Below are 22,881 nucleotides of genomic sequence, written 5' to 3' on the forward strand. Positions count from 1 at the left end.
CGGGGCCGAGTTCGTCATCCCGACGATGAACTAGCCGGACGCTTGTCCGCTTGCGCGTCCTTCGGCTGCGGCCGCGCGGGCCGGCAGGACCACCCAAAAATCTACGGCCCGAGTCCCCTGGCTCGGGCCGTTTATTTTGCAAACGCTAATGTGATGGAACCGGCGAGGGCGCCAGGACTTAGAGCTACGATCCTGCCCTGGAGGAGGCATGGCAGGCAACCAGAGCGCCGACGGCTGACCGTTAGCATCGCATCGTCGGGCGCAAGGAGGTGTCCGATGGCACAACGTCTTATGTCCATGCTGCTATGCGCCGCGGCGGCGCTATCGATAGGGCCGGCGAATGCAGCCGGCCAATGTGCGGCACGCGCCGACATCGTCAAGGCGCTCGGCGAGAATTTCCACGAAAGCGAGGCCGGGCGTGGTCTGATCAATCCCAACGTGGTGCTTGAGGTGTTCGTTTCCGAACAGGGCAGTTGGACCGTCCTCGCCTCCGACACCAAGGGCCAGAGTTGCATCCTGTCCGTCGGCGAGGGCTGGGACAGCCCGACGATCAAGGCGGCCTTGCCAGGAGCCTGAGCCTCATCGCGTCGAAGCGGTTCAGGCGACGCGTGGTCTTGGGCATGCACTGTCCTGAACCGAGGTCGGTGTCGGGCGGTATGCTTCAACGTGTGGCGGCCGCCTCGGCATGGGCGCGCAGCAATGCCATCAGCCGCTTGGCATCCTTCGCGGCGGCTTCCTCGTCACCGTCGACAATCGAGCGGATCAGCGCGACGTGATGTTCGGCCGATTCCGCCAGGCCGGTATCGGCCTTGTAGCGGAACCAGAAGCGGCGGCTATGGGTCTGCAGCGGGGCAGCCAGCCTGGCCGCGAACGGGTTGTCGGCAGCCCGCGCCAGCGCCTCGTCCAGCGTCTTGTCGGCCTGGATGAAGGCAAGCACGTTGCCGGAGATGACAGCCTTCTGCATGGCAAGCGCGGCATCGTGGAAGAGGTCGGCTGCGTCGCGGGTGACGAAGCGCGCCGCGGAGCGGGCCAGCACCACCTCGACGCCGCGGCGCGCGTCGAGGACGCGCAGCCAGTCGCCGGGGTGCAGCGGCGCGATGGCGATGCCTGCGCGCGGCCGCACGTCGAGCAGTCCTTCCCAGGCCAGCCTCTGGATCGCCTCGCGCACCGGCGTACGGCCGAGCGCCAGCTTCTCGATCAGGCCGCCTTCAGTGACGAAACTCGCCGGCGCCAGTTCGAGCGTGACAATCATATGCTCGAGCATGCGGTAGGCCTTGGTCGCAGCTGGCTCGAACGCAGCGCTCCTCTGCATGGATATCAAAGGCGGTCTCCTGATATATTTTGCATATATCATAGGAGAATCCGTGTTGACAGCGGCTTTCTTAATAGATATACGGCTGATATATCAGAGGAGCGATGACCATGTGGACCGGAGTTTTCCCAGCCGTCACGACTAAATTCACCACGGACGACCGCCTCGACCATGCCGAGATGGAGCGCTGCTTCGGCTTGCAGATGGAGGCCGGCTGCGACGGCATCATCGTCTGCGGATCGCTCGGCGAAGGGCCGATGCTGTCCCATGACGAAAAGATTGAAGTGCTGAAAACCGCGCAGAAGGTGGCTGGCAAGAAACCGGTGCTGCTGACGGTGAACGAGGCCGGGACACGCGAGGCCGCCAGCATCGCCCGCCGCGCCGCCAAGGAAGGCGCCAACGGCCTGATGGTGGTGCCCAGCCCGATCTACCATACCAATGCGGAAGAGACGGTGGCGGCGCTGCGCGCCGTCGCGGAGGCCGGCGACTTGCCGGTCATGATCTATTCCAACCGGCTCGCCTACCGCGTGGATGTCACCGTCGACCAGATGGAGGAGCTGGCGTCGGACGAGCGCTTCGTCGCCATCAAGGAATCCTCCGACGACATCAGGCGCTCGACCGAGATCATCAATCGCCTGGGCAGCCGCTACGACCTGTTTACCGGCGTCGACAATCTCGCTTTCGAGGCGCTGTCGGTGGGCGCCATCGGCTGGGTGGCCGGTCTCGTCACCGCCTTCCCGTGCGAGACGGTGGCGATCTACCAGCTGATGCAGCGGGGCCGCCGCGAAGAGGCGCTCGCCATCTATCGCTGGTTCCGGCCGCTGCTTGATCTCGACGTCTCGACCTATCTGGTGCAGAACATCAAGCTTGCCGAGGTGTTCGCCATTCAAACCAACGACCGCGTCCGCATGCCGCGCCAGCCGCTGTCGGGCGAGCGCCGCAAGGCGGTCGAGAAGATCGTCAAGGACGCACTGGCGGTGCGGCCGACACTACCGGCGTTCTGAGGCTTTCTTCCGAGAGGCGGCGCCCAGGTGACAGGAAGTTCCAAATCGATGGAAGCGCGGCGGCGCCCCGCCCTGCGGGCGTCTTCTCCCCGTGAACAGGGAGAAGAAATAGATATCGCCATCGTCGGCGGCGGCATCATCGGCATCTGCGCGGCGGCGTTTCTTGCCGAGGCGGGGCGAAACGTCACGGTCTACGACCGCACCGGCATCTGCGAGGAGACGAGCTCCGGCAATGCCGCCGCCTTCGCCTTTTCCGACGTGCTGCCACTGGCGCACAAGGGCATGCTCCGGCAATTGCCGAAATGGCTGGCCGATCCGCTCGGCCCGCTCGCCATCCCGCCCGCCTACCTGCCGAAGCTGCTGCCCTGGCTGATCCGCTTCTGGCGTGCCGGCTCGGCGAAGCACTACGAGGCTGGCCTGGTGGCGCAGGCCGCAATGATGGCGCTCGCCGAGGCCGAATGGATGGGCCTGCTCGACCGCTCCGGCACGAGGCGGATGCTGCGCGAGGATGGCTCGCTCGAACTCTACGAAAGCGGGGCCGAATTCCAGGCCTCGCTGTCCGGCTGGGCGGCGCGCCAGCGCTTCGGCATCGGCTTCCGCCATGTCGGCGGCGAGGAGCTGGCGGAGCTGCAGCCCGGCCTGTCGCCGCGCTTCGGCAAAGGCACGTTCGTGCCGGGCTGGAAGACAATCGCCGATCCAAAACTGCTCGGCAAGGCGATCTGGGACTATGCGCAATCCAAGGGCGCGCGGTTCGAGAAGGCCCGCATCGCCGGCGTCGCCGCGGACGGGAACGGCGCGACGTTGACGCTGGCCGACGGCACGACGCGGCAAGCCCGGCACCTGGTCGTCACCGCCGGCGCCTGGTCGCATCTGCTGGCGCGGCAGCTCGGCGATCGCATTCCGCTCGAAACCGAGCGCGGCTACAACACGACGTTGCCAAAGGCCGCCTTCGAGGTGAAGCGGATGCTGATCTTCTCCGGCCAAGGCTTCGTCATCACGCCGCTCGACACGGGCCTGCGCATCGGCGGCGCGGTTGAGCTCGGCGGCATCGAGCGGCCGCCCAACTACGCGCGCTCGAAGGCGCTGCTGCGCAAGGCGCAAGACTTCCTGCCGGGCCTCGATCCTTCGGGCGGACGCGAATGGATGGGGTTTCGTCCCTCGCTGCCGGATTCATTGCCTGTCGTCGGCCGCGCATCGGGAAGCCGGCCGGTGGTCTACGCTTTCGGCCACGGCCATCTTGGCCTGACTCAGGCTGCTGCGACGGGACGGTTGATCCGCGAGCTTGTCCTGGGGCAGACTCCGCCGATCGACGTGGCCCCCTTCAGTCCACAACGGTTTTGATTTTTCGAGGAGCGTCATGGCCAGGAAATCCTTCTTCTGCATCGACGGCCACACCTGCGGCAACCCGGTGCGACTGGTCGCCGGCGGCGGCCCGCTGCTCCAGGGTTCGACGATGATGGAGCGGCGCGCGCATTTCCTGGCCGAATATGACTGGATCCGCACCGGCCTGATGTTCGAGCCGCGCGGCCACGATGTCATGTCCGGCTCGATCCTCTACCCGCCGACGCGCGAGGATTGCGACATCGCCATCCTGTTCATCGAGACCTCGGGCTGCCTGCCAATGTGCGGCCACGGCACCATCGGCACGGTGACGATGGCCATCGAGCACGGGCTGATCAAGCCGAAGACGCCCGGCGTGCTCAGGCTCGACACACCGGCCGGCCTGGTCATCGCCGAATACAAACAGGTCGGCGAATATGTCGAGGAGGTGCGCATCACCAACGTGCCCTCCTTCCTCCATGCCGAGGGGTTGACGGTCGAATGCCCCGGGCTCGGCGAGATCGTCGTCGACGTCGCCTATGGCGGCAATTTCTACGCCATCGTCGAGCCGCAGAAAAACTATCGCGACATGGCTGATCATTCCGCGGGCGACCTCATCGCCTGGAGCCCGGTGGTGCGGCAGCGGCTCAACGAGAAATACTCATTCGTGCATCCGGAGAATCCGGGCATCAACCGGCTGTCGCACATGCTGTGGACCGGCGAGCCGACGGTGGCGGGTGCGGACGCGCGCAATGCGGTCTTCTACGGCGACAACGCGATCGACCGCTCACCGTGCGGCACGGGCACCTCGGCGCGCATGGCGCAGCTCCATGCCAAGGGCAAGCTCAAGGCCGGCGATGCGTTCGTCCATGAATCGATCATCGGCTCGCTGTTCAAGGGCAAGGTTGAAAAAGACGTCACGGTCGCAGGCAAGCCGGCGATCATTCCCTCGATCGGCGGCTGGGCGCGCATGACCGGGCTCAACACGATCTTCATCGATGACCGCGATCCGTTCGCGCACGGCTTCGTCGTCAAATAGGCGATTCATCACGCTGCGGAAGGTCGGGAAGGACAAAAAGGATTGCTGTCACGAGCGCAAGGAATCGTCTCATCAACTTATTTTGACGGCGATTTCTTCGAAATGGAGCGCATGATGACGCTTAATCGTCAAAGACATTGCGTTATGCCAATGATAGGGTCCGCGATAGTCCAGGGGGGCGGGTGCGAAAAAACGGGCAATCGAACGGCGTGCAGTCGGAAACACGCATGACGATCAAAAAATGACGTTGCAATCCCGTCTCGAAACCTTACGACTAGGGGAAATACGAAAAGGAATGCGTCTGCATGGGCGACATTCCAGGGGAGCCATGTACACATGCAGTATTTTGTCCAGCAGCTTATCAATGGGCTGACGCTGGGATCGATCTATGGGCTGATCGCGATCGGCTACACGATGGTCTACGGCATCATCGGCATGATCAACTTTGCTCATGGCGATATCTTCATGGTGGGCGCTTTCACGGCGCTGATCGTTTTCCTCATCCTGGGCGCCCTGTTCTATTCGGTTCCCGTGGTCATCGCACTGTTGGTGATGATGATCGTGGCGATGCTGCTGACCAGCCTCTACAACTGGACGATCGAGAAGGTGGCCTACCGGCCGCTGCGCGGCTCGTTCCGGCTGGCGCCGCTGATCACCGCCATCGGCATGTCGATCGCGCTGTCGAATTTCGTGCAGGTGACGCAAGGCCCGCGCAACAAGCCGATCCCGCCGATGGTGTCGAAGGTCTACAACATCGAGGGTATCAGCGTGTCGCTGAAGCAGATCATCATCGTCGTCGTCACCGCGTTGCTCTTGGTGTTGTTCTGGTACCTGGTCAACAAGACCTCGCTTGGCCGGGCGCAGCGCGCCTGCGAGCAGGACCGCAAGATGGCGGCGCTGCTCGGCATCGATGTCGACCGCACCATCTCGATCACCTTCATCATGGGCGCGGCACTTGCCGCCGTCGCCGGCACGCTGTTCCTGATGTATTACGGCGTCATCGCCTTCTCGGATGGCTTCGTGCCCGGCGTGAAGGCATTCACCGCAGCGGTGCTGGGCGGCATCGGTTCGTTGCCGGGCGCGGTGCTGGGCGGCCTTTTGATCGGCTTCATCGAGAGCATGTGGTCGGCCTATTTCTCGATCGACTACAAGGATGTCGCCGCCTTCTCGATCCTGGCCATCGTGCTGATCTTCCTGCCTTCCGGCATTCTCGGCCGGCCAGAAGTCGAAAAGGTCTGAGATCATGGCCGTCACCGTATCTCCCGAGCGCGACACCGTCGCAGCCACGCCCATGCAGCGCGCCTTGCGCGAGGCCTTCTATGCCGGTGCCATCGCGCTCGGCCTGTTCGTGCTGTTCATCGGGCTCAAGACCGACCAGAACATCTCAAACGAGCTGATCCTGGTGCAGCGCTGGGGCCTGCTCGCCGCAGTGGTCATCGCCACGGCCGTCGGCCGCTTCCTCTATGTCGCCTACGGCCAGCCCTTTTTGGCCAACCAGAAGATCGCCGACGTCGCCACCGGCTTGCTGCCGGCCAGCGTGGCGTCGCGCTTCTTCCTCTTTCCAGCCTTCATCGTGGCCGTCATCGTCGCGGCGCTGCTGTTCGTCTTCAGCAGGTCTCTCGCCGGCTGGGTAGGGGCGGAGCCGGCCGGCTATCTGCAATTCCTGCGCGCCCTTGCGGTCATCTACGCGCTGGCTTGCGTGATCTACTATTTCCGCGGCTTCATCCATGCCAACTTCACAAAACTCGGCATCGCCGCACTGGTGCTCTATCCGATCATTGTCGTGGGCATGCTGTCGCTGATGTCGTGGTCGCTCGTCGGCGGGCTGCAAGGGTCGCTGAAATGGGTCGATAATTTCGGCATCCAGATCCTGATCTATGTCATGCTGGCCTGGGGGCTGAACATCGTCGTCGGCCTGGCCGGCCTGCTCGACCTCGGCTATGTCGCCTTCTATGCCGTCGGCGCCTATGCCTATGCGCTGCTCGGCACGCATTACGGCCTCTCCTTCTGGATCCTCCTGCCGGCCGCAGGCGCCATGGCCGCCTTCTGGGGCGTGCTGCTCGGCTTTCCGGTGCTGCGCCTGCGCGGCGACTACCTGGCCATCGTGACGCTTGCCTTCGGCGAGATCATCCGGCTGGTGATCATCAACTGGCGCGAGGTGACCAATGGCTCGGCCGGCATTTCCAGCATCCCGAAGGTCACCTTCTTCGGCCTGATGAGCTTCAACGTCTCGGATCCGAACTACATCGGCAAGGTGCTGAACATCGCCACATCGAGCGCCTATTACAAGATCTTCCTCTATTACCTCATCCTGGGGCTGGCGCTGCTCACCGCCTTCGTCACGGTCAGGCTGAGGCGCATGCCGGTCGGCCGCGCCTGGGAAGCCTTGCGCGAGGACGAGATCGCCTGCCGCTCACTCGGCATCAACACCACGACCACCAAGCTGACCGCCTTTGCCACCGGCGCCATGTTCGGCGGTTTTGCCGGCTCGTTCTTCGCCGCCCGGCAAGGCTTCGTCAGCCCCGAATCCTTCGTCTTCCTGGAATCGGCCATCATCCTGGCCATCGTCGTGCTTGGCGGCATGGGATCACTGGTCGGCATTGCCGTCGCGGCTCTGGTCATGATCGGCGGCACCGAGGTGCTGCGCGAACTCGACTTCCTCAAGCAGGTCTTCGGACCCGACTTCACGCCGGAACTCTACCGTATGCTGCTGTTCGGCATGGCCATGGTGATCGTCATGCTGTGGAAGCCGCGCGGCTTCGTCGGCAGCCGTGAGCCGACCGCCTTCCTCAAGGTGCGAAGGGCTGTCTCCAGTTCCTTCACCAAGGAGGGGCACGGCTGATGAACGCGAACCCCTCCATGAACGACGCCATCCTGAACGTCGAACACCTGTCGATGAAGTTCGGCGGCCTGGTCGCGATCGGCGACCTGTCCTTCACCGCCAGGCGCGGCGAGATCACCGCGCTGATCGGGCCCAACGGCGCCGGCAAGACCACTGTGTTCAACTGCATCACCGGCTTCTACAAGCCGTCGGAAGGCATGATCACTCTCACCCGGCAGGACGGCTCGATCTACCTGCTCGAACGGCTGCCCAACCATGAGATCCCGGCGCGCGCCAAGGTGGCGCGCACCTTCCAGAACATCCGCCTGTTCTCGGGCATGACGGTGCTCGAGAACCTGCTCGTTGCCCAGCACAACAAGCTGATGAAGGCTTCGGGCTATACGGTGCTCGGCCTGTTCGGCTTCAGCGGTTACCGCAAGGCCTCGGCCGAATCCGTCGAACTTGCCAAGCACTGGCTTGAGAAAGCCGATCTGGTCGACCGCGCCGACGATCCGGCCGGCGACCTGCCCTATGGCGCGCAGCGGCGCCTCGAGATCGCGCGCGCCATGTGCACCGGCCCGGAGCTTTTGTGCCTCGACGAGCCCGCCGCCGGTCTCAATCCAAAGGAATCGGCCGCGCTCAACGACCTGCTGATGGACATCAAGAACAACACCGGCACCTCGATCCTGCTGATCGAGCACGACATGTCGGTGGTCATGCAGATCTCCGATCACGTCGTGGTGCTGGAATACGGCCGCAAGATCTCCGACGGCAATCCGCAGTCGGTGCGCACCGATCCGCGCGTCATCGCCGCCTATCTCGGCGTCGACGACGAGGAGGTCGAGACCGTGCTGACCGAAGTCGGCGACGAGGACGTCATCGAGCAACTCGATACCGGTCCCGATGCCGCGCATGGTCCGGGAACATCGTCGTCCTATCTCGCCGGCCCGGTGAGCGACACGGTCGGCCACAGCGAAGGCGAGCGCATCACGGTGTCGAAGGGCGCCTCGAAGGCGGCGCAGGTCGATGCGCGGGCGGCGAGCGTTGCGGCCAAGGCTGTCGCGCCAGCACCTGCTTCGCGGACCAAGCCGGCGGCGAAGCCGGCCACCAAGGCGAGTGTCAAGACAGGGGCCAAGACGCCGGCCGCGAAGGCCGCGGGCATCTCGAACCGCCTCACGGCGCCCCGCGGCGGCAAAGCCGACAATCTCACCCGCATCAAGGGGATCGGCGCGGTCAACGAGAAGAAGCTCAACGAACACGGCATCTTCCACTTCGACCAGATCGGCGCCTGGAAGAAGGCCGATGTCGAGGCCGTCGAAGCGTATCTCGCCTTTGACGGACGCATCGCCCGCGAAGAATGGGTCAAGCAGGCCAGGCTGCTTAGCCAGGGCAAGGACACGGAATTCTCGCGCCGCGTCGACGCCGGCAAGGTGGCGACGAGCCATGCTTCCGGTAAGCAGGCAGCAAAGCCCGCGACAGGAGCGGGCAAGCCCGTTCGGGCCAAGCGCGGAGGGGGCAAGTGATGGCCGGGAAGACGCTGCTCGATATCAAGGGCGTGCAGACCTATTACGGCAACATCCGTGCGCTGAACGGCGTCGACGTCACCGTCAACGAGGGCGAGATCGTGGCGCTGATCGGCGCCAACGGCGCCGGCAAATCGACGCTGATGATGACCATTTTTGGAGCGCCGCGCGCCCGCGCGGGCACCATCACCTTCGCCGGCGCCGACATCACCCAATTGCCGACGCACGAGATCGCGCGCTTGCGCATTGCCCAGTCGCCGGAAGGCCGGCGCATCTTCCCGCGCATGACGGTGATGGAAAATCTGCAGATGGGCGCCAGCCTCGACAACCTCAAGCACTATGACGAGGACGTCGAGAAGGTGTTCGCACTGTTCCCGCGCCTGAAGGAGCGCATCGCCCAGCGCGGCGGCACGCTGTCGGGCGGCGAGCAGCAGATGCTGTCGATCGGGCGCGCGCTGATGGCGCGGCCGAAGCTGCTTCTGCTCGACGAGCCGTCGCTCGGTCTTGCGCCGCTGATCGTCAAACAGATCTTCGATGCCATTCGCGAGCTGAACCGCACGCAGGGGCTGACCGTGTTCCTGGTCGAGCAGAACGCCTTCGGCGCGCTGAAGCTGGCGACGCGCGGCTATGTCATGGTCAACGGCAATGTGACCATGAGCGGCACCGGCAAGGAACTGCTCGCCAATCCGGAAGTGCGCGCCGCCTATCTCGAAGGCGGCCATCACTGAGTTCAGGAGTCCTTACCATGCAAGGCATTCTCTACGAGGAACCGTCCATCTGGCAGTTCTTCTTCGTCACCTGCCTGCTCGGCGGCTGGGCGGCATGGATGACCGGCAAGGCCAGTGCCCAGACCTGGCGCAGCTTCGTCCAGCTGTTCGCCTATCTGCTGGGTCTCGGCATCGGCATCCGCTTCATCCATCACGCGCTGTTCAACGGCACGATGTTCTCGCTGCATTACTATGTCGTCGACACCATCGTACTGATGATCCTCGGCTTCGTCGGCTATCAATACACACGAACCAACCAGATGGTGACACAGTATAATTGGCTCTACGAAAGAGCTTCAATCTTGAGCTGGAAACCGAAAGGTTGACGTTCATCATTAACGCCGTTTCGGGGATGAATCGGCGTGACAAGTGCCTGAAAATCGGCAAACTATGCTTTCTGCGATAAGGGTGGGCATCGCATGAAAGCTTCATCCACGCCCACTCCGTTAATGGGAGCGTTTAAATGAAAAAATCACTTTTGTCCGCCGTCGCCCTGACCGCGCTGATCGCGTTCAGCGGCAATGCGTGGGCTGATCTAATGGTCGGCGTTGCTGGCCCGATCACGGGTCCGAATGCCGCCTTCGGCGCACAGTTGCAGAAGGGCGCGGAGCAGGCGGTCGCCGACATCAATGCGGCGGGCGGCATCAACGGCGAGCAGATCAAGCTCGAAGTCGGCGACGACGTCTCCGATCCGAAGCAAGGCATCTCGGTCGCCAACAAGTTCGTCGGCGACGGAGTCAAGTTCGTGGTCGGCCACTTCAACTCGGGCGTCTCCATTCCGGCGTCGGAAGTCTACGCGGAAAACGGCATCGTCGAGATCACGCCTGCCGCGACCAACCCCCAGTTCACCGAGCGCGGCCTGTGGAACGTGTTCCGCACCTGCGGACGCGATGACCAGCAGGGCGGCATCGCCGGCGGTTATCTGGCGGCCAATTTCAAGGACGCCAAGATCGCCGTCGTGCACGACAAGACCACCTACGGCCAGGGCCTTGCCGACGAGACCAAGAAGGCTATGAACGCCAAGGGCGTGAAGGAAGTCATGTATGAAGGCGTCAATGTCGGCGACAAGGACTTCTCGGCGCTGATCGCCAAGATGAAGGAAGCCGGCGTCTCCATCATCTACTGGGGCGGCCTGCACACTGAAGCCGGCCTGATCATCCGCCAGGCGGCCGACCAGGGCCTCAAGGCGACGCTGGTTTCCGGCGACGGCATCGTGTCGAACGAACTGGCCTCGATCGCTGGCGACGCGGTCGCGGGCACGCTCAACACGTTCGGTCCGGACCCGCGCCTGATTCCGGCCAACAAGGAACTGGTCGAGAAGTTCCGCGCGCAGGGCTTCGAGCCGGAGGCCTATACGCTCTACGCCTACGCAGCCATGCAGGCGATCGCCGAGGCAGCCACCTCTGCCAAGTCCAACGACCCGCAGGAAGTTGCCAAGGCGCTGCATGAAAAGGGTCCGTTCAAGACCGTGCTCGGCGACCTCTCCTACGACGCCAAGGGCGACCCGACGCTGCCCGGCTACGTCATGTACGAGTGGAAGAAGGGCGACGACGGCAAGTACACCTACGTCCAGAAGATGTAAGCCTGTCCGCATTGACTTCACGGAATGCCCGGCGCCTCGCGCCGGGCATTTTCTTTTGCGGAAGCAGCGATCGCGCGTTTATTGTCTGGCAAAGATCCTCGTTTTGAGGACAGCGGCGGCTTTCCGCTGATGTTCAGCCGTTTGGGGCCACGCTCAAGGCGAAGACTCGGGTTTAAATCGGTTTAAACGTGCGTCAAATTTTGTTTGCACTGCAGCATTTTCACGCTAATCATGGCGCCGCTGCTCTTCCCTCCGCTGCTGGAGCCCAATCCTTGGCCATCACGAAGATCCTCGTCGCCAACCGGTCCGAAATCGCCATCCGCGTGTTTCGCGCGGCCAATGAACTCGGCCTCAAAACGGTGGCGATCTGGGCCGAGGAGGACAAATATTCGCTGCACCGCTTCAAGGCCGACGAGAGCTACCAGGTCGGGCGCGGACCCCATCTCGCCAAGGACATGGGGCCGATCGAAAGCTATCTCTCGATCGAGGAGGTGATCCGCGTCGCCAGGTTGTCGGGCGCCGATGCGATCCACCCCGGTTACGGGCTGCTTTCGGAAAGCCCCGAATTCGCCGAGGCCTGCGCCGAAGCCGGGATCACCTTCATCGGACCCAAGCCGGAGACGATGCGCCGGCTTGGCAACAAGGTCGCGGCGCGCAATCTGGCCATCGAGGTCGGCGTGCCTGTCATTCCCGCCACCGATCCGTTGCCGGACGACATGGAGGCGGTCAAGAAACTTGCCACGGAGATCGGCTATCCCCTGATGCTGAAGGCTTCGTGGGGCGGCGGCGGCCGCGGCATGCGCGCCATCCGTGCCGAGGCCGATCTCGCCCGCGAGGTCACCGAGGGCAAGCGCGAGGCGAAAGCCGCCTTCGGCAAGGACGAGGTCTATCTCGAAAAGCTGATCGAGCGCGCCCGCCATGTCGAAGTGCAGATCCTGGGCGATACCAGTGGCAATGCGGTGCATCTGTTCGAGCGCGACTGCTCGATCCAGCGCCGCAACCAGAAGGTCGTCGAGCGGGCGCCCGCGCCCTATCTCAGCGAGGAGCTGCGCCAGGAGCTGTGCGGCCATGCGCTGAAGATCGCGCGCGAAACCAGCTATATCGGCGCCGGCACGGTCGAGTTCCTGCAGGACGCCGACACCGGCAAGTTCTATTTCATCGAGGTCAATCCGCGCATCCAGGTCGAGCACACCGTCACCGAACAGGTGACGGGCATCGACATCGTCAAGGCGCAGATCCACATTCTCGACGGCTTCGCCATCGGCACGCCGGAATCGGGCGTTCCGGCACAAAAGGACATCAGGCTGAACGGCCACGCGCTGCAGTGCCGCATCACCACCGAGGATCCCGAGCACAATTTCATCCCGGACTATGGCCGCATCACTGCCTATCGCGGCGCCACCGGCTTCGGTATCCGCCTCGATGGCGGCACCGCCTATTCGGGCGCGGTCATTACCCGCTTCTATGACCCGTTGCTGGAAAAGGTGACCGCATGGGCGCCGACGCCGGCCGAGACCATCGCACGCATGAACCGGGCGCTGCGCGAATTCCGCATCCGCGGCGTGGCCACAAACCTGACTTTCCTCGAAGCGATCATCAATCACCCGAACTTCGCCGACAATTCCTACACGACCAAGTTCATCGACACGACGCCGGAGCTGTTCGAGCAGGTCAAGCGCCAGGACCGCGCCACGAAGCTGCTCAACTATCTTGCCGACGTCAGCGTCAACGGCCATCCCGAGACGCGCGGCCGGCCGCAGCCGAAAGCCGATGCCGCCGCACCCGTGGTGCCCTACCTCAACGGCAATGTGCCCGGCGGCAGCAAGCAGAAGCTTGACGTGCTCGGTCCGGAAAAATTCGCCGCCTGGATGCGCACGCAAAAAGAGGTGCTGGTCACCGACACGACGATGCGCGACGGCCATCAATCCCTGCTGGCGACGCGTGTGCGCACGCACGACATCGCCGGCATAGCGGGCACCTATGCGCGTGCCCTGCCGCAGTTGCTTTCGCTTGAATGCTGGGGCGGCGCCACTTTCGACGTCGCCATGCGCTTTCTCACCGAGGATCCCTGGGAGCGGCTCTCGCTGGTACGCGAGGCGGCGCCCAACCTCCTGCTGCAGATGCTTCTGCGGGGCGCCAACGGCGTCGGCTACACCAACTATCCCGACAATGTCGTGCAGCATTTCGTCAAACAGGCGGCATCAGGCGGCATCGACCTGTTCCGGGTGTTCGACTGCCTGAACTGGGTCGAGAACATGCGCGTCGCCATGGACGCGGTCGGCGCCGAGGGCAAGCTGATCGAGGCCGCGATCTGCTACACCGGCGATATTCTCGATCCCACGCGGGCGAAGTACGACCTGAAATATTATGTCGGGCTGGCGAAAGAGCTCGAGGCGGCCGGCGCCCATATCATAGCGGTCAAGGACATGGCCGGGCTGTTGAAGCCGAGCGCCGCGCGCGTGCTGTTCAAGGCGCTGCGCGAAGCGACAGACCTGCCCATCCATTTCCACACACACGATACATCGGGGCTCTCAGCGGCAACGGTTCTGGCGGCGGTAGAGAGCGGCGTCGACGCCATCGACGCGGCGATGGATGCGTTCTCCGGCAACACCTCGCAGCCCTGCCTCGGCTCTATCGTCGAGGCGCTGAAGGGCACCGAGCGCGATCCCGGGCTCGACCCGCAATGGATCCGGAGGATCTCCTTCTATTGGGAAGCGGTGCGCAACCAGTATGCCGCCTTCGAAAGCGACCTCAAGGGGCCGGCGTCCGAAGTTTACCTGCACGAGATGCCGGGCGGACAGTTCACGAACCTCAAGGAACAGGCGCGTTCGCTTGGGCTGGAGACGCGCTGGCACGAGGTGGCGCAGACCTATCACGACGTCAATCTGATGTTCGGCGACATCGTCAAGGTGACCCCGTCGTCCAAGGTGGTCGGCGACATGGCGCTGATGATGGTCAGCCAGGATCTCACCGTCGCCGACGTCGAGAACCCGGCGAGGGACATCGCCTTCCCGGACTCGGTCGTCTCGATGCTGCGCGGCGATCTCGGCCAGTCGCCTGGCGGCTGGCCGCAGGCGCTGCAGAAGAAAGTGCTGAAGGGCGACAGGCCGATCACGGCGCGGCCGGGCTCGCTGCTGAAGCCGGCAGACCTCAAGGCCAGCCGCAAGGAGATCGAACGGAAGCTCGAGCGCAAGCTCAGCGAATACGAGTTCGCTTCCTGGCTGATGTATCCGAAGGTCTTCTCGGACTTCGCGGCCGCGCAGGAAACCTACGGTCCCGTCAGCGTGCTGCCGACGCCGACCTATTTCTACGGCATGAAGCCCGAAGACGAGGTGTTCGTGGACATCGAGAAGGGCAAGACGCTGGTCGTGCGCTGCCAGGCGATCGGCGACGTGGACGACAAGGGCATGGTCACCGTGTTCTTCGAACTCAACGGCCAGCCGCGCCGCGTCAAGGTGCCCGACCGGGCGCATGGCGCGTCCGCCGCCAAGGCAAGGCGCAAGGCCGAACCCGGCAACGAGGCGCATGTCGGAGCGCCGATGCCGGGCGTCGTCTCGGCGCTCGCGGTGGCCGCCGGCCAGGCCGTCAAGGCCGGCGACGTGCTGCTCTCCATCGAAGCGATGAAGATGGAAACGGCGCTGCATGCCGAGCGTGACGGCACGGTCGCCGAGGTGCTGGTCAAGGCCGGCGACCAGATCGATGCCAAGGACCTGCTGATCGCCTTCAATTGAGAGCTCGCAAGAGAGAGGCACAGACTGTCGGCTTCTGTCGGCAGCCCTGACGGCCTGTTCGATAACCGCTTGACCCGCGGTCCCTGGTCGGGCATCGAACCGCAGAAATTTGCGGCGGCACGGTTCCCCCGAGTCGCGGCGAAGCACCGATTTTTTTGGAGAAAAACATGGCCGACGATATCACAGAGACCAGCCAGACTGTTGCCGCCGGCCAGTTGCGTGCCTTCATCGAGCGCATCGAGCGGCTCGAGGAGGAAAAGAAGACCATTTCCGACGACATCAAGGAAGTGTTCGCCGAGGCCAAGGGCACCGGCTTCGACACCAAGGCGATGCGCGCGATCATCCGGCTGCGCAAGAAGGACCAGGCCGAGCGCCAGGAGGAGGAGTCCATCCTGGACCTCTACAAGGCCGCCCTCGGCATGGTGTAAGGCGAGGCATCTCGTGACGTCCGGGGTCGGCGATGAGTGAGTTCGACTTCGGTGGCCGAAGGGCCTCGGAGTTCCGCCAACGCGGCTTCTGGACGCTGTTTGCCGAGCGTCACCCGGAAGAAAGAACCCGGCTGGCGAGGCGAGGGCCCTGGTTCTGGCAGCGCGGGCTGCCGGAATTCGCGCTGGTGCTCTCCATGTATGTGGCGCCCAGCGAGAATGTGGTCGGCGTCTTCTTCGGCCGTAACGAGAAGCTTGGCGCAACCGACGTCTGGGTGCGCCTCAAGCCGTTTCAGCCGGCGATCGAGGAACGGCTGAAGCTCAGGCCGGAGCAGAGCGCACAAAACCTCGGCATCAATTCACAGTGGCGGGTCAACTGCTTTGCCGAGGACAATTGGCCGGCCATGACCGACTGGCTGGTGACCGAATGCTCGCGTTTCGAGCGCGCCGTCATCGATGTTCTGGGGCAGGGATAGGTATCCGGTGTTGCCGGGAGTCGCCAGACCCTTCTTTCGCTCACGCTGGCTCGGCCAGGTGCGGCTCGACCGGCTGTTCTGGCGCGATATGGTGCTCGTCGGCACGGCGATCAACGTTGCATCGTCCGTGGCGGCGCTCATTCTGCTGGGGGTGAAGATGCCGCTCGGTCTTGTGCTGGCGGTGCATTTCGCGCCGGTGCCCTACAACATCTTCCTGACTTCGGCCGTCTGGCGGACGGCGGAGCGAACCGGTGGCGCCAACGCCCCCCTTGCTATGCTGGGTTCGGCGCTCTGGCTGATCGCAACAGTCGTCGTCTGACAATGCTGCACGAAAAGGGCGGCCGAGGCCGCCCTTCGCAGGAAATGTTGGCGAGGCCTCGCTCAGGCCGGCTCGAATCTCAGCGCCACGCCGTTGATGCAGTAGCGCAGCCCCGTCGGCGGCGGGCCGTCCTCGAAGACGTGGCCGAGATGGCTGCCGCAGCGAGCGCAATGGCATTCCGTGCGGACCATGCCGTAGTTGCGGTCGGTCGTGGTCTCGATGGAACCGGGAACGGGGTCGTTGAAGCTCGGCCAGCCGGTGCCGCTCTCGAACTTCAGCTTGGATTCGAACAGCGGCTGGTCGCAGCCGACGCAAAAGAAGGTGCCGGCGCGCTTTTCGTGAAGCAGCGCACAGCTGCCTGGGCGTTCGGTGCCATGGTTGCGCATGACGGCATATTGCTCAGGCGTCAGCCGGGCGCGCCATTCGGCGTCGGTGCGGGTGACGGGATAGGCGTGGGTGTCCATGCAGAAAACTCCTCGGCCTTGACGGCTCGTTGTTGATCGCAATGTCTATTCGCAACAAGATAGGCGTTTGTTACGAGATTTGCCCGCATTTTCGAGCGTGCCGCCTGCGCTCCTCACGCGATCGCCGTGAGATAGCGCGTAAGGGAGGCCGCCAGCGCCTGTTTCGCGTCACCGATAATGTTCTGGTTCCACCACGCGCCGTAGATGTCATCGAATGTGAAAGGCTCCAGCGCGGCCGCGATGCGGCGCACGGCGGCCGCATTGAGCGGGATGTAGTTGGGATAGCTGTACATGAAGCTGACGTGGCGGCGGGTCGGCGTCACCTGCAAGATATCGCCGGCCAGGAGAGCATTGCCGCCTTCGCGCTTCCAGTGCAGCACCTGGCCGCCGGCAAAGTGGCCGCCGCAGCGGATGAGCGTCAACGCCGGGTTCAGGTCCAGTGTCTCGCCTTGCCAACTGACGATCGACGGGTGCGGCCGCACGATCCACTGCCGGTCGTCGTCATGGAGATAGATCGGCACGCCGCCAAATGCTTCGCTCCATTCGACCATCACCGAATAGTAGTGGCAGTGCGAGATGGCGATCGCGGCGAGACCGCCGCGGCGCTTGATCTCGGCCACCGCCTCGTCGGTCACAAGCGAGATGCAGTCCCACAGCACATTGCCGTGCGGCGTCTGCGCCAGCAGCGCTCGCTGACCGATGGCGAAGCGCGGCTCGATGCCGAAGGCGAGCACGCCGGCATCGTCCGTCATCACAAGCCGGTGCCCGGCGGCGAGCTCTTCCGGTGTGATCCAGGCCTGGCCTTCCCAGCGCACATATTGCCGCTCGTCCTCGCAGATCGGGCAATGCCGAGGGGGCGCTTCGCTCTGCGCGAACTGGACGCCGCATTGCAGGCACAGGAAACAGGTCATGGAACCTCCCGTCATTGTGCCGGCTCAATGCTTACGCGACAATTGCCTCGTCGCGCCTTCCAGCCCAGCCAGCGTCAGCGGAAACATGCGGCCGCCGAACATGTCGCGGATCATAGCGATCGAATGGGTGAAACCCCAGTTCTTCTGGCTCTCGGGGTTCAGCCATACCGCATTCGGCCACTGCCGCAGCAGACGGCCGAGCCAGACGGCGCCCGCCTCCGGGTTCCAGTGCTCGACCGAGCCACCGGGATGCGCGATCTCGTAAGGGCTCATCGAGGCATCGCCGACCACGATCACCTTGTAGTCAGGCCCATATTTGTGGAGGAGGTCGAAGGTCGGGATCGTCTCGGCATGGCGACGGCGATTGTCCTTCCACACGCCCTCGTAGAGGCAGTTGTGGAAATAAAAATATTCGAGCTGGCGGAATTCGGCGCGGGCGGCCGAGAACAATTCCTCGACGCTTCTGATGTGGTCGTCCATCGAGCCGCCGACATCGAAGAACATCAAAAGCTTCACCGCGTTGCGCCGCTCTGGCCGCGTCTTGACGTCGAGATAACCGTGCTCGGCGGTGGCGTGGATGGTGCCGGGCAGGTCGAACTCCTCCTCGGCGCCTTCACGCACCCAGCGGCGCAGCCGCTTGAGCGCGATCTTGATGTTGCGGGTGCCGAGCTCGACGGCGTCGTCGAAATTCCTGAACTCGCGCCTGTCCCAGACCTTCACGGCCCGGCGGTTGCGGCTCTCATGCTGGCCGATGCGCACGCCTTCGGGATTGTAGCCATAGGCGCCGAAAGGCGAGGTGCCGCCAGTGCCGATCCATTTCGAGCCGCCTTGGTGGCGGCCTTTCTGCTCCTCGAGCCGCTGCTTCAGCGTCTCCATCAGCTTCTCGAAACCGCCGAGCGCCGCGACCAGCTTTTTCTCTTCCTCGGTCAGGTGCTTTTCGGCCAGCCGGCGCAGCCATTCCTCGGGGATATCAGCGACGTTGACGGCATTCGGACCGCTGAGCGCCTCAACACCCTTGAAGACATGCGCGAACACCTGGTCGAAGCGGTCGATATGGCACTCGTCCTTCACCAGCGCGGCGCGAGCGAGGTAGTAAAAACCTTCGACGTCATAGTCGACCAGCCCGGCTTCCAACCCCTCCAGCAGCAACAGGTATTCCCGCAAAGAGACGGGAACGCGTGCAGCCTTCAGTTCGAGGAAGAAAGGGATGAACATTTTCTGTCTATAAGAGGTCGTACTCGATGAAGCCGGTGCGGCGCGCGACATGGTCATAGAGCTTGCGCGCCGTGGCGTTGGTTTCGTGCGTCATCCAGTAGACATTCCTGACGCCGATCTTGCCGGCTTCCTGCTTCACGGCTTCGATCAGCGCAGCGCCAATCCCCTTGCCGCGCACTTCGGGGTCGGCGAACAGATCTTGCAAGTAGCAGTTGTTTTTCTCGGACCAGCAAGAGCGATGGTACAGGTAATGGGTGAGGCCGACAGCCTTGCCGTCGAGGACGGCGATAAAGCCCTTAGGTTCGAACTCGCCTTGCGTGAACAGGCGCTTCCAGGTGACCTCGTAGACCTCTTGCGGCAGTTTCGTCTCGTAGAAAGCAAGGTAAGCGGTCCAAAGCCTGCGCCAGTCGGCGTGGTCGGATTCTGCGAGCGGGCGGATAGTGATCTCGGCCATTTCGTTCCCTCTGGTCTGGAACTCAATCCATACCAACAGAATCGGGATCAGGAACACCCTTGCCTATCCCGCCGGCAAATTATACTCGCGAAAAGCGGTCGCGAGCATGTGCAGCGCCTCTCGTGCCCTTGGCGCCAAGCTGTGCGAATGCAAAACGATCTCGGAAGGGGGAATTGGCGGCAGGCCGAGTTTGCGGCCCACCTCGACCAGGCCGGGCGGCGCGACACGGTAGGCGAGCGCAGCGACGGCGAAGCCGGCCGACACCGCGATATTGACGGCTGCGCCGCCGCCGCCCACGAAAGCCTCGTTCCAGGCAATGCCTGCCTTATCCAGCGTCTCGACAGCTCTCACGCGGTCAGGGCAATTGCATACGGTGCTTAGCAGCGCCAGGCGCAATGGCGTTCCCGGCCGCCATTCGAAGGCCGGGGCGGCGAACCAGCCATATTGAGTGCGCGACAAGGCTTCGCCGCGGCGGCTGTCGTCTTCCTGATGGACAATCACCGCATCGAGCTCACCGCGATCGAAAGCCTCCTCCAGCATGGAGCTCGTATCGATCCTGATGTTGAGCGCGAGCGACGGATCATGGGCATGCAACTGGGCTATCAATATGGACAGCTCAGGCCCGGCGACGTGATCGACAAAGCCGAGAGCAAGCCGACACGGCGCGTCGGAAAATTCCGTAACGGCTCGTTCGTGGGCGGCAAGGAATTCACGCGCCGCCGGGAGAAAAGCCGCTCCCCTTGCCGAGAGGGCCACGCGGCGCGGCGTTCGTTCGATCAGACGCGCGCCGAGCTTCTCTTCCAGCCGACGCAGCTTAACGCTGATCGTCGCCTGGGTGCTGCCCAGCGCGGCAGCCGCACGCGTGAAGCTCTGCAGGTCGGCCACCATGACGAAGGTCCGCACGGCATCGACGTCAAGACTGGGCATCTCTAATCATTCCGTTTTGTCATTTCTGAAATAGAAACGCATAGTCTTTTTTCATGATGGGGGGTCATTTAAGTCATGTCGACCGCTGTGTGAAGAGCGACGCTCGCAGCCACTTCCGAATGCTCCGACTGAAAGTGACCGACATGACGTTTCCAATCGACCGAAACACCGTTGCTCTTGCGGGGGTCTGCCTCGCCTCGCTGCTGTTCGGCCTCGAAATCTCCAGCGTCCCGGTGATCCTGCCGAAACTGGAAACCGTGCTTGGCGCTGATTTCAAGGATCTGCAATGGATCATGAATGCCTACACCATTGCCTGCACCACGGTGTTGATGGCGACGGGGACATTGGCCGACCGTCTCGGCCGCAAACGCGTGATGGTGGGCACCACCGTCGCCTTTGGCCTCGCCTCCCTGCTATGCGGTCTCGCAACGAGCGCTCCGCTGCTGATCATCGCCCGGTTTCTTCAGGGCCTGGCGGGCGGAGCGATGTTTACCTGCAGCGTGGCGGTGTTGTCCCACCAGTTTCAAGACGGCAGTGAACGCGGCAAAGCCTTCGTCGCCTGGAGCGTCGTCTCGGGCATCGGGCTTGGCTTCGGCCCCGCCATTGGCGGATTGATTGTGACGCTGTCGAGTTGGCAATGGGTGTTCCTCATCCATGTGCCGCTTGCCGTTCTTGCCTTGGCTTTCATCGGCGCCGGTGTCACCGAATCGCGCGATCGCAACGCCCAGAAGCTTGACCGGGCCGGCATACTGACACTGTCGTTCGCGGTGTTCGGCTTCTCCTATCTGATCACGCAAGGGGCAGATATGGCGGCTGGCGCGCGCATCGGCGTGGCAAGCGCGGCCGTGCTGGCCTTCGTCGCGTTCCTCGTAGCCGAGAAGATCAATCCCTATCCGATGTTCGATTTCTCGGTTTTCCGCATCCGCCAATTCTCGGGAGCGATCATGGGCGGCATCGGCATGAATTTCAGCTACTGGCCGTTCATCATCTATCTGCCGATCTATTTTTCGGGGGTCCTCGGTTACGACAGCACCACGACCGGGCTGTTGCTGCTCGTCTACACGCTACCCTTCATGCTGATGCCGTCGATCGCCGAGCGCCTTCGGGCACGCTATCAGGCGCGGGTGGCGATCCCGCTCGGCTTGTTGACATTGGGGGTCGGTTTCATCGCCATGTGGATAGGGTCCGGGCTCGAGGGCAACTGGCTGACCATGCTGCCCGGCACGCTGATCGCCGGCATCGGCATCGGCCTGACCAATTCGCCGACCACCAACACCACGACCGGCTCGGTGCCACCCGATCGTGCCGGCATGGCGTCCGGCATCGATATCAGTGCGCGGCTGATCACGCTTGCCATCAACATCGCGGTGCTGGGACTGCTGCTGACGCAGGGGATCGTTTCTTATCTGCGCAACGCATTCGGCACGGCTGTCGACCCGAACGAACTGCGCGCCCTGGCGGAGAAGATCGCAGCCGGCAATCTCGACGGCCTGGCGCAATACTCGCCCAAGCTTGCGACCCTCGACCCGACGGGCGCCATCGTTCATGCCGCCCTGGTCAACGGTTTTGGCTGGGTCATGCTCTATAGCGGGATCGGCGTTCTGGCTCTTGCCGTCATCAGCTTTGCTATCTTCGGTCCAAAACATGTCGCGCCGCAGCAGCGAAGCGGGCGTCCTGCGCAGGGTGCTGGCGAGGTGCGCTCCTAGCAATGCCTTGCGGCTCGGCCTCAGGACGCCGAGCCGCTCGTCACCCTTGCCGTCTCGCCATGAAGGCCAGCCGTTCGAACAGATGCACGTCCTGCTCGTTCTTCAGCAGTGCGCCATGCAGCTTGGGCAGCGCGTTCTTCGGGTCGGCGCGCAGATCCTCGGGCGCGATGTCGTCGGCGACCAGCAGCCTTATCCAGTCGAGCGCCTCGGAGGTCGACGGCTTCTTCTTCAGCCCCGGCACGTCGCGGATTTCGTAGAACTGAGTGAGCGCCGCCCGCACCAGATTCTGCTTGATGCCGGGATAGTGCACATCGACTATCCTGTGCAGCGTCTCGACGTCGGGAAAGCGGATGTAGTGGAAGAAGCAGCGGCGTAGGAAGGCGTCCGGCAGCTCCTTCTCGTTGTTGGAGGTGATGATGACGATCGGCCTCACCGCGGCGCGGATCGTCTCGCCGGTCTCGTAGACGAAGAACTCCATCCGGTCGAGTTCCTGCAAGAGGTCGTTGGGAAATTCGATATCGGCCTTGTCGATCTCGTCGATTAGGAGGACGACTTTCTTGCCGGCGGCGAAGGCTTCCCACAATTTGCCGCGCTTGATGTAGTTCTTGATATCGTTGAACCTGGTATCGCCAAGTTGGCTGTCGCGCAGCCGCGACACTGCATCGTACTCGTAGAGGCCTTGCTGCGCCCGCGTCGTCGATTTGACGTGCCATTCGATGAGTTCCAGCCCGAGTGCCGCCGCCACTTGCCTGGCAAGCTCCGTCTTGCCGGTGCCGGGCTCACCTTTGACCAGCAAGGGCCGTTCCAGCGCGATCGCCGCGTTGACCGCCACCATCAGATCCTTGTCGGCGACGTAGGCCGCAGTGCCTTCGAAACGCATTTTTG

The 22,881-nt window shown here is 63.4% G+C and carries 22 protein-coding genes; 15 read left to right on the top strand and 7 right to left on the bottom strand.

The window, feature by feature from the left end:
* Positions 1 to 276: 276 nt before the first annotated feature.
* Positions 277 to 576, top strand: coding sequence for a hypothetical protein (locus tag FJ986_RS25700; RefSeq protein WP_140517526.1), 300 nt, complete (start codon positions 277 to 279; stop codon positions 574 to 576).
* A gap of 85 nt (positions 577 to 661) precedes the next feature.
* Here the strand turns inward: FJ986_RS25700 and FJ986_RS25705 are convergent, their stop codons facing one another.
* A complete protein-coding gene (locus FJ986_RS25705) occupies positions 662 to 1,312 on the bottom strand; it encodes a GntR family transcriptional regulator (protein ID WP_246672784.1) in 651 nt (216 codons plus the stop codon).
* A 110-nt stretch (positions 1,313 to 1,422) separates the two neighbouring features.
* Between FJ986_RS25705 and FJ986_RS25710 the strand changes: the two genes are divergently transcribed.
* The 13 genes from FJ986_RS25710 (at position 1,423) to FJ986_RS25770 (ending at position 16,319) form a co-directional block, all read left to right on the top strand.
* Positions 1,423 to 2,316, top strand: a complete 894-nt coding sequence (locus FJ986_RS25710; RefSeq protein ID WP_140676245.1) for a dihydrodipicolinate synthase family protein — start codon at positions 1,423 to 1,425, stop codon at positions 2,314 to 2,316.
* A 27-nt stretch (positions 2,317 to 2,343) separates the two neighbouring features.
* Positions 2,344 to 3,657, top strand: a complete 1,314-nt coding sequence (locus FJ986_RS25715; RefSeq protein WP_224618079.1) for an FAD-binding oxidoreductase — start codon at positions 2,344 to 2,346, stop codon at positions 3,655 to 3,657.
* A gap of 16 nt (positions 3,658 to 3,673) precedes the next feature.
* The gene (locus tag FJ986_RS25720) at positions 3,674 to 4,675 is read left to right on the top strand and encodes a 4-hydroxyproline epimerase (protein ID WP_140676248.1); all 1,002 of its coding nucleotides are present in this window, start codon (positions 3,674 to 3,676) and stop codon (positions 4,673 to 4,675) included.
* A 336-nt stretch (positions 4,676 to 5,011) separates the two neighbouring features.
* Positions 5,012 to 5,914, top strand: coding sequence for a branched-chain amino acid ABC transporter permease LivH (locus tag FJ986_RS25725; protein ID WP_140493067.1), 903 nt, complete (start codon positions 5,012 to 5,014; stop codon positions 5,912 to 5,914).
* Between the two features lie 4 nt (positions 5,915 to 5,918).
* Positions 5,919 to 7,517 carry a high-affinity branched-chain amino acid ABC transporter permease LivM gene (gene livM / locus FJ986_RS25730; RefSeq protein WP_140676251.1) on the top strand — a complete coding sequence of 533 codons (1,599 nt, stop codon included), beginning with the start codon at positions 5,919 to 5,921 and terminating at the stop codon, positions 7,515 to 7,517.
* Positions 7,517 to 9,019 (top strand): ATP-binding cassette domain-containing protein, encoded by a 1,503-nt coding sequence (locus tag FJ986_RS25735; RefSeq protein WP_140493073.1) that lies wholly within the window; start codon positions 7,517 to 7,519, stop codon positions 9,017 to 9,019. Before livM ends, FJ986_RS25735 begins: the two co-directional genes overlap by 1 nt.
* Complete coding sequence (locus FJ986_RS25740; protein WP_140493077.1) at positions 9,019 to 9,747, top strand: ABC transporter ATP-binding protein; 729 nt, start codon at positions 9,019 to 9,021, stop codon at positions 9,745 to 9,747. Before FJ986_RS25735 ends, FJ986_RS25740 begins: the two co-directional genes overlap by 1 nt.
* Before the next feature lie 17 nt (positions 9,748 to 9,764).
* Positions 9,765 to 10,112 (top strand): DUF6867 family protein, encoded by a 348-nt coding sequence (locus FJ986_RS25745; protein WP_140493080.1) that lies wholly within the window; start codon positions 9,765 to 9,767, stop codon positions 10,110 to 10,112.
* 137 nt (positions 10,113 to 10,249) lie between these two features.
* Entirely contained in the window at positions 10,250 to 11,368 is a 1,119-nt protein-coding gene (locus tag FJ986_RS25750; RefSeq protein WP_140493083.1) for a branched-chain amino acid ABC transporter substrate-binding protein, read from the top strand.
* 272 nt (positions 11,369 to 11,640) lie between these two features.
* Positions 11,641 to 15,099, top strand: coding sequence for a pyruvate carboxylase (pyc, locus tag FJ986_RS25755; protein ID WP_140493086.1), 3,459 nt, complete (start codon positions 11,641 to 11,643; stop codon positions 15,097 to 15,099).
* Positions 15,100 to 15,266: 167 nt separating this feature from the next.
* The gene (locus FJ986_RS25760) at positions 15,267 to 15,527 is read left to right on the top strand and encodes a DUF2312 domain-containing protein (RefSeq protein ID WP_140493089.1); all 261 of its coding nucleotides are present in this window, start codon (positions 15,267 to 15,269) and stop codon (positions 15,525 to 15,527) included.
* A gap of 32 nt (positions 15,528 to 15,559) precedes the next feature.
* On the top strand, positions 15,560 to 16,000 hold the full coding sequence (locus FJ986_RS25765) for a hypothetical protein (protein WP_140493092.1): 441 nt from the start codon (positions 15,560 to 15,562) through the stop codon (positions 15,998 to 16,000).
* A gap of 7 nt (positions 16,001 to 16,007) precedes the next feature.
* Positions 16,008 to 16,319 carry a hypothetical protein gene (locus FJ986_RS25770; protein ID WP_246681836.1) on the top strand — a complete coding sequence of 104 codons (312 nt, stop codon included), beginning with the start codon at positions 16,008 to 16,010 and terminating at the stop codon, positions 16,317 to 16,319.
* A 62-nt stretch (positions 16,320 to 16,381) separates the two neighbouring features.
* Here FJ986_RS25770 and msrB read toward each other — a convergent pair whose 3' ends face one another.
* The 5 genes from msrB to FJ986_RS25795 all read right to left on the bottom strand — a co-directional run bounded on the left by msrB (position 16,382) and on the right by FJ986_RS25795 (position 20,290).
* On the bottom strand, positions 16,382 to 16,783 hold the full coding sequence (gene msrB, locus FJ986_RS25775) for a peptide-methionine (R)-S-oxide reductase MsrB (protein WP_140676257.1): 402 nt from the start codon (positions 16,781 to 16,783) through the stop codon (positions 16,382 to 16,384).
* Between the two features lie 113 nt (positions 16,784 to 16,896).
* Positions 16,897 to 17,694: an MBL fold metallo-hydrolase gene (locus tag FJ986_RS25780; RefSeq protein WP_140676260.1), complete on the bottom strand. Its 798-nt coding sequence runs from the start codon at positions 17,692 to 17,694 to the stop codon at positions 16,897 to 16,899.
* Positions 17,695 to 17,718: 24 nt separating this feature from the next.
* On the bottom strand, positions 17,719 to 18,909 hold the full coding sequence (locus FJ986_RS25785) for a VWA domain-containing protein (protein WP_140676263.1): 1,191 nt from the start codon (positions 18,907 to 18,909) through the stop codon (positions 17,719 to 17,721).
* 7 nt (positions 18,910 to 18,916) lie between these two features.
* Positions 18,917 to 19,363 carry a GNAT family N-acetyltransferase gene (locus FJ986_RS25790; protein ID WP_140525030.1) on the bottom strand — a complete coding sequence of 149 codons (447 nt, stop codon included), beginning with the start codon at positions 19,361 to 19,363 and terminating at the stop codon, positions 18,917 to 18,919.
* A gap of 63 nt (positions 19,364 to 19,426) precedes the next feature.
* On the bottom strand, positions 19,427 to 20,290 hold the full coding sequence (locus FJ986_RS25795) for a LysR family transcriptional regulator (protein WP_140676265.1): 864 nt from the start codon (positions 20,288 to 20,290) through the stop codon (positions 19,427 to 19,429).
* 143 nt (positions 20,291 to 20,433) lie between these two features.
* On the opposite strand from FJ986_RS25795, the gene FJ986_RS25800 reads away from it, so the two are divergent.
* Complete coding sequence (locus FJ986_RS25800) at positions 20,434 to 21,996, top strand: MFS transporter (protein ID WP_246681837.1); 1,563 nt, start codon at positions 20,434 to 20,436, stop codon at positions 21,994 to 21,996.
* Positions 21,997 to 22,036: 40 nt separating this feature from the next.
* Here FJ986_RS25800 and FJ986_RS25805 read toward each other — a convergent pair whose 3' ends face one another.
* Positions 22,037 to 22,876, bottom strand: a complete 840-nt coding sequence (locus FJ986_RS25805; protein ID WP_140493116.1) for a MoxR family ATPase — start codon at positions 22,874 to 22,876, stop codon at positions 22,037 to 22,039.
* Positions 22,877 to 22,881 lie beyond the last annotated feature (5 nt).

The sequence above is a fragment of the Mesorhizobium sp. B1-1-1 genome, assembly GCF_006442955.1.
Taxonomy (GTDB): Bacteria; Pseudomonadota; Alphaproteobacteria; order Rhizobiales; family Rhizobiaceae; genus Mesorhizobium.

What these genes read in the sequence shown, in the direction of transcription:
- FJ986_RS25700 (WP_140517526.1), top strand. Translation starts at nt 277, where the DNA reads ATGGCACAACGTCTTATGTCCATGCTGCTATGCGCCGCGGCGGCGCTA.
- FJ986_RS25705 (WP_246672784.1), bottom strand. Translation starts at nt 1,312, where the DNA reads ATGCAGAGGAGCGCTGCGTTCGAGCCAGCTGCGACCAAGGCCTACCGC.
- FJ986_RS25710 (WP_140676245.1), top strand. Translation starts at nt 1,423, where the DNA reads ATGTGGACCGGAGTTTTCCCAGCCGTCACGACTAAATTCACCACGGAC.
- FJ986_RS25720 (WP_140676248.1), top strand. Translation starts at nt 3,674, where the DNA reads ATGGCCAGGAAATCCTTCTTCTGCATCGACGGCCACACCTGCGGCAAC.
- FJ986_RS25725 (WP_140493067.1), top strand. Translation starts at nt 5,012, where the DNA reads ATGCAGTATTTTGTCCAGCAGCTTATCAATGGGCTGACGCTGGGATCG.
- livM (WP_140676251.1), top strand. Translation starts at nt 5,919, where the DNA reads ATGGCCGTCACCGTATCTCCCGAGCGCGACACCGTCGCAGCCACGCCC.
- FJ986_RS25735 (WP_140493073.1), top strand. Translation starts at nt 7,517, where the DNA reads ATGAACGCGAACCCCTCCATGAACGACGCCATCCTGAACGTCGAACAC.
- FJ986_RS25740 (WP_140493077.1), top strand. Translation starts at nt 9,019, where the DNA reads ATGGCCGGGAAGACGCTGCTCGATATCAAGGGCGTGCAGACCTATTAC.
- FJ986_RS25745 (WP_140493080.1), top strand. Translation starts at nt 9,765, where the DNA reads ATGCAAGGCATTCTCTACGAGGAACCGTCCATCTGGCAGTTCTTCTTC.
- FJ986_RS25750 (WP_140493083.1), top strand. Translation starts at nt 10,250, where the DNA reads ATGAAAAAATCACTTTTGTCCGCCGTCGCCCTGACCGCGCTGATCGCG.
- FJ986_RS25760 (WP_140493089.1), top strand. Translation starts at nt 15,267, where the DNA reads ATGGCCGACGATATCACAGAGACCAGCCAGACTGTTGCCGCCGGCCAG.
- FJ986_RS25765 (WP_140493092.1), top strand. Translation starts at nt 15,560, where the DNA reads ATGAGTGAGTTCGACTTCGGTGGCCGAAGGGCCTCGGAGTTCCGCCAA.
- msrB (WP_140676257.1), bottom strand. Translation starts at nt 16,783, where the DNA reads ATGGACACCCACGCCTATCCCGTCACCCGCACCGACGCCGAATGGCGC.
- FJ986_RS25780 (WP_140676260.1), bottom strand. Translation starts at nt 17,694, where the DNA reads ATGACCTGTTTCCTGTGCCTGCAATGCGGCGTCCAGTTCGCGCAGAGC.
- FJ986_RS25785 (WP_140676263.1), bottom strand. Translation starts at nt 18,909, where the DNA reads ATGTTCATCCCTTTCTTCCTCGAACTGAAGGCTGCACGCGTTCCCGTC.
- FJ986_RS25790 (WP_140525030.1), bottom strand. Translation starts at nt 19,363, where the DNA reads ATGGCCGAGATCACTATCCGCCCGCTCGCAGAATCCGACCACGCCGAC.
- FJ986_RS25795 (WP_140676265.1), bottom strand. Translation starts at nt 20,290, where the DNA reads ATGCCCAGTCTTGACGTCGATGCCGTGCGGACCTTCGTCATGGTGGCC.
- FJ986_RS25800 (WP_246681837.1), top strand. Translation starts at nt 20,434, where the DNA reads ATGACGTTTCCAATCGACCGAAACACCGTTGCTCTTGCGGGGGTCTGC.
- FJ986_RS25805 (WP_140493116.1), bottom strand. Translation starts at nt 22,876, where the DNA reads ATGCGTTTCGAAGGCACTGCGGCCTACGTCGCCGACAAGGATCTGATG.